4 protein-coding genes are annotated in these 6,087 nt (G+C 32.4%); all 4 read left to right on the forward strand.

What is annotated here, in order from left to right; all coding sequences use genetic code 11:
• The 4 genes from ES044_RS15155 (at position 1) to ES044_RS15170 (ending at position 5,019) form a co-directional block, all read left to right on the forward strand.
• A complete protein-coding gene (locus tag ES044_RS15155) occupies positions 1-693 on the forward strand; it encodes an ABC transporter ATP-binding protein (RefSeq protein WP_147120172.1) in 693 nt (230 codons plus the stop codon).
• Entirely contained in the window at positions 690-3,227 is a 2,538-nt protein-coding gene (locus tag ES044_RS15160) for an ABC transporter permease (RefSeq protein ID WP_223269231.1), read from the forward strand. The genes ES044_RS15155 and ES044_RS15160 overlap by 4 nt, the downstream gene beginning before the upstream one ends.
• A 258-nt stretch (positions 3,228-3,485) precedes the next feature.
• Positions 3,486-4,109 carry a MarC family protein gene (locus tag ES044_RS15165; protein WP_147120173.1) on the forward strand — a complete coding sequence of 208 codons (624 nt, stop codon included), beginning with the start codon at positions 3,486-3,488 and terminating at the stop codon, positions 4,107-4,109.
• A 367-nt stretch (positions 4,110-4,476) separates the two neighbouring features.
• A complete protein-coding gene (locus tag ES044_RS15170; RefSeq protein ID WP_147120174.1) occupies positions 4,477-5,019 on the forward strand; it encodes a pyridoxamine 5'-phosphate oxidase family protein in 543 nt (180 codons plus the stop codon).
• Positions 5,020-6,087 lie beyond the last annotated feature (1,068 nt).

Below are 6,087 nucleotides of genomic sequence, written 5' to 3' on the forward strand. Positions count from 1 at the left end.
ATGACAAAGATATTAAAGATTCACGAACTAGAAAAAACATATACCAGTGGTTCAAAAGAATTAACAGTTTTAAGCGATATTTCTTTTGATATAGAAAAAGGAAGTATCTTTTCTATTGTAGGGCCTTCTGGAAGTGGAAAAACCACTTTATTGGGTTTGTGCGCTGGCTTAGATCATCCGAGCAACGGAAGTATAGCATTGTGCGGAAGTAATTTGCAAGATTTAGATGAAGATGAACGCGCTCTTTTACGCAATAAAGAAGTTGGTTTTATATTTCAAAATTTTCAACTGTTGCCAACTCTTACGGCATTAGAAAATGTAATTGTTCCTTTAGAATTGCAAGGCGAAAAAAACGCAACTAAATTTGGGTTAGAATTGTTGCAAAAAGTAGGTTTATCAGATCGTGTGCATCATTACCCAGCTCAATTATCGGGTGGTGAGCAACAACGAGTTGCACTGGCTAGAGCATTTTCTAACAAACCTTCTATTTTATTTGCGGATGAACCTACCGGAAATTTAGATGAAGAAACTGGCGAAAAAGTTATTCAATTATTATTTCAATTAAACAAAGAAGCGGGCACTACGTTGGTGATTATTACACACGATTTAGAGTTAGCCAATAGAACACAGCAAATTTTAAGATTAAAAGGAGGAAAAATCATGTCTAATGAAAAAACAGTAGCAGTTTCATGAGCAAATTAACCTCAAAAACACCGGTACAATGGCTTTTTAAAATGGCTTGGAGAGATGGCAAAGCAAGTCTTTCTAGATTGCTTTTATTTATGGCTTCTATTATTTTAGGCATTGCAGCAGTTGTTTCCATTCAATTATTTAGCGATAATCTAAAAGACAATATTAAAAATCAGTCAAAGTCTTTAATGGGCGCCGATTTTATTATCGACAGCAAACAGCTTCCTTCTAAAAAAGTTTTGGCAATTATAGATTCTTTAGGAGCAGATGCTTCTGAAGTTAATTTTGTCTCTATGGCCGCATTTCCTAAAAACGAGGGAACAAAATTAGTAAAAGTACGTGCCATTAAAGGTGCTTTTCCTTTTTACGGAAATTTAGAAACCGCACCAATTAACGCTGCTGCAACCTATCAAGAATTAGGTGGTGCCTTGGTCGATGCTACATTATTATTACAATATAATTTAAACCCTGGCGATTCTATTAAATTAGGCAAGTTAACATTCCCAATCATAGGAGCGTTAAAATCGATTCCGGGTAGTTCTGCTATTTCTAGTTCAGTGGCGCCAACAGTGCTCATTCCTTTTCGTTATATAGACGAAACAGAATTGTTACAAATAGGGAGTAGAAAAGAATATCAATATTTTTTCATTGCACCAAAAATGGATTTGGAATTGCTAAATAAAAAAATAGATCCTATTTTAGATGATGAAAATGCAGATCTTGATACGCATACAGACACAAGTGCCCGTTTAGGAAAAGGGTTCGACAACGTTACGCGATTTTTAAATTTATCGGCATTTATTGCCCTATTACTAGGTTGCATCGGAATTGCAAGTTCTGTTCATATTTACATTAAAGAAAAACTTAAAAATGTAGCTGTTTTAAAATGTCTAGGAGCTACAAGAAAACAAACATTTTTAATTTATTTACTGCAAATTATTGGCATTGGATTGATTGGTGGACTTCTAGGTTCTGCCATTGGCATCGGCTTGCAATATGCTTTTCCGTATGTTTTAAAGGGATTTTTACCTTTTGATGTTCAAGTATCTATTAGTGCAACGCCCTTAATTATGGGTGTAGCGCTGGGGGTGTTAATGTCGGTTTTGTTTGCATTATTGCCGTTGTTAGGTACTTGGTATGTTTCTCCTTTAGAAGTATTGAGAGGCACTGATGATAATTTGGTAAAACCAAGAAAAGCTAGACTTTTTACTTTTGCAGCGATCCTACTTTTTATCTTTTTATTTTCGTTTTGGTTGTTAAAAGATGCTTTTAACGGACTCGTATTTACGGTTGGTATTTTGATTACTTTTTCCATTATGGCAGGGGTTTCGAGTTTATTTATGAAAGCTATCAAAAAATACTTTCCTACTAATTGGGGTTTTACAAAACGACAAAGTTTGCTAAATTTATACCGGCCCAACAATCAAACGATGGTTTTAATTTTAGCCATAGGATTGGGGACTTTTTTAATTAGCACCTTATATTTTACCAAAGATATTTTGTTGGCAAAAACATCTATGGATAGCAATTCAAAGGATGCAAATATTATTTTAATGGATGTACAAGCCGACCAAGAAGAAGCGGTTGTGAGTACAATTCTTCCGAAAGGATTAGACGTTATTGATAATATTCCGATTGTAACCATGCGAATGCATCGTATTAAAGATCAATTGGTAAATGATATTCGCAAAGATTCTACATCGACCATGAACCGATGGATTTTAAACCACGAATTTAGAACCACTTATCGAAGTGAATTAATAGCATCCGAAGAAATAGTAGCGGGAACTTGGGCACCAAAAATAGAGGAGGGCGAACCCATTTTAATTTCAATCGCCGATAATATTGCCAGAGATGCGAGTTTAGAAGTTGGCGATGCGGTCATTTTTAACATTCAAGGAGTTTTAATGGAAACTATTGTTGGCAGTATTAGAAAAGTAAATTGGGCAAATATGCAATTGAACTTTTCGATTGTTTTTCCGGCAGGCGTTTTAGAAAAGGCTCCAAAATTTAATGTATTGACGACCTATGTGCCGAATGATGCGAGCTCTGCGGATTTACAACGAGATTTGGTGAAAAAATTCCCAAATATTTCTATTTTAGATTTAAGGCAAATTTTTACCATTGTAGAAGATGTGTTAGATAAAATATCATGGGTTATTAATTTTATGGCCTTTTTTAGTATTCTTACAGGAATTATCGTCTTGGTAGGTTCTGTGAGAAATAGTAAATACCAACGCATCAAAGAAAGTGTGTTGTTAAGAACATTAGGAGCCAAGAGCAAACAAATTCTGCAAATTACGGCGCTCGAATATGTGTATTTAGGAGTTTTGGGTAGTTTGGTCGGAATTCTATTATCGCTCATTAGCAGTCAGTTATTGGCAACTTTATTATTTAAAGAACCCTTTATACCCTCTGCTGTACCGTTTTTAGTATTTCTACCCGGAATTACCATTTTGGTTGTGCTCATTGGTTTAAGTAATATTAGAAGCGTTTTAAAAAGTCCGCCTTTAGAGGTTTTGAGGAAAGAGATCTAAATATTTATTTCTAGGTATTTAAAGTTAATTCAATATAATAATGTATATTGATTCCGAATTTATTTCAAAAAGCTATATTATTTAAAAATTTGCTATTTTTATTCTTCGTAATTAAGAATATAAAATAGGAATAAATAGAAGTTTATAAGCAATAAGAAAACGTTATAATAAGAGCAGATATTAATCAAAAAAAAGAAAAATAGATCTGCTAAAACAGCAATTATTTATGTTCTTTTGCCGCTCAATTTTTTACTAAAGATGGATAATCTAATAACATTCGCAATTACTGTATTTACTGGCTTTTTTGCCATAACCAACCCGATATCTAACATGACGGTTTTTGTGTCTTTAACCCAAGGTTTAGACAAAAAAGTAAAAAGGGATATTAATAAAAGATCAAACATCATTGCTTTTATTATTATTACAGTATTTGTCTTGTTAGGCAAATATATTTTTGAATTGTTTAATATTAGCATTCCTGCATTTAAAATTACAGGAGGAATTTTAATATTTTTTATTGGCTTTGATATGCTGCAGTCCAAACAATCTAATGTAAAAAGTTTAGATACTATAGATACAAAAGAAGATATTGCTGTTTCTCCAATGGCGATTCCTATTTTAGCAGGTCCAGGTACTATTGTAACTGCAATGAATTTTGTGGCAAATGTAGAAAATATTCAAATCTTTTTGGTAATTGCTATATTTGGGTTTATGAGTTTGCTTACATATCTAACTTTTAGAGCAAGTGATTTTATCGTGAAAGTTGTTGGTAATAATGTTATTTCGGTTATCGGAAAAATAATGGGTTTAATTATCGCTATTATTGGCACTGGTATGGTTATTACAGGTATTAAAATTTCTTTTGATTTAATGAATTCATAAATTTACTTCGAATAATAAGAATTACACAGCATATTAAATAAATGCTTTTAAATAAATATTCTTATTAGTGAAACACAATTTTCTTGTCCGGCAGGAAGGCTTGTTTCAGTATTTAGCGGGATCTTGGGTTTAATACCTCGACGGTCTGAGTCGAAATATTAAAAAGATATTCCTTTTTGATACCTAAATAACACTGCCTTATGGTTGTTCATTAAAAATTAAAGTCCGGATAATTTTTTGTTTAGATAAAAAAAGAAGATGCTTATCCCTATAATTTGTCCTTATCACTTCATAGTAAAATACATCTTTACCTAGAAACGTTTTTAAACGATTATATGATAACTTCGCTTAAAATAAACCCATACAATTGAAAAATCAAATACTAGAAGAAGCCAAACAAGAACTTGTTAACGGACATTCAAAAAAACGACATGCTTTTCGATATTTCGTTTTGGCTACCAATGAAAATGGCAAACCAAGGCAGCGCACGGTTGTGTTGCGAAAAACGTTGGCCGATTTAAGTTTGGTAATTTATACAGACAAAAGAACTCAAAAAGTAAAAGATATTCAAGATAATGCTGAGTTTAGCGCCTTGTTTTATGATTCTAAAAAGCTACTGCAAATACGGGTTGAAGGAAAAGCCGAATTAATCACAGATAAAGAACAAATTGCAACCTATTGGCATACAGTGCAAGCCGAGTCTCGAAAAGATTACACCACAAGTATAGCACCGGGTACTCCCATAAAAAATCCCGATGAGGTAGGTTACAAAGCAGAAGAAAACTATTTCTGTCCTGTAAAACTTATCCCCAATACAATTGAATATTTACGTTTAAAACGACCTAATCATATAAGAGTTTTGTTTACGAGAATGGATACTGATTGGTCTGGTGAATTTTTAGTGCCTTAATTTTTTGGTTCTGACTATAAACAATAATTATAACGAACAATACTAATTTTGGCATGTCAATTGCTAATGCATATTAAAATTTCATAACTTAAAATGAGCCATATATTTCGTTCATATTTGTATGTCATACTTTAAGAATTATCTCTTAAATAAATAATTTTAATAATAAAGAAAATGAAAAATCAAAAGCATATCAAACTATTTTTCGCGCTATGTTTAATCTTGATATTTGCAAACTGCGATTCTAACAACCACTTTTAGATAACACCTCTAAAGCAAGAGCTACAGATTTTACAATAACCGAGTTACTAAAATTACATGAAGGTTCTGATAAATCGTGGAAATTAAAAGAAATTATACTGCCTGAAAAATTCAGAGGTGATCTAAATTTTATAAGTAGCGAATGCGTTACAGACGATACATATACTTTTTTAGTTCCTACTTCGTCAATATACGAAAGTACCGAAGAGGTTAAAATCGAATTAGGAGACACCCGTTGTTTCGGAACATCTACTGATTCGTAAAAAATTGAAGATGAAGTAGTTAATACCAATATACATTAAACGGTGTAGAAGTAATGAAGACTTCATTATTTTTAGAAAAATGCAGGATTACCGATAATGTTTCCGTAGGCACAACTGCAAGATGTTGGGAGCTACTTATCCGTTGGTTGAGCTGTTTAAAGATAGAGTGGTTTTTTCAAATGCCACATTTATAGGAGAACAGACTTTTGGTTATGTATTTGAAAAAATAGATAAATAGCCTTAAGACCGTTAATCAAGCAAAAGTAATAATTTTAAAGGAATCCCACACAAAGAGAAGAACAGTCTAATAAATAGATTTTTTTATTCTTCACAATGACGAAGAGAAAAGAACGAGCAGCAAAAAAGAGCTATTTATTTAAGTGCCATTAATGTAAAAACAGAGTAAGCGTTCTGTAATGTATACTCATTACAAATAGGATCCCGAAAAATTAGGTTTAATAATTTGAAAATTATCTGTTAGGATATTTTTGAATTCCTCATTTTTCCAAGAGTGACTTTCTAAGAATTCGATTACCTTTTCTCT

This window comes from Polaribacter sp. IC066 (assembly GCF_007997085.1).
Lineage (GTDB): Bacteria > Bacteroidota > Bacteroidia > Flavobacteriales > Flavobacteriaceae > Polaribacter.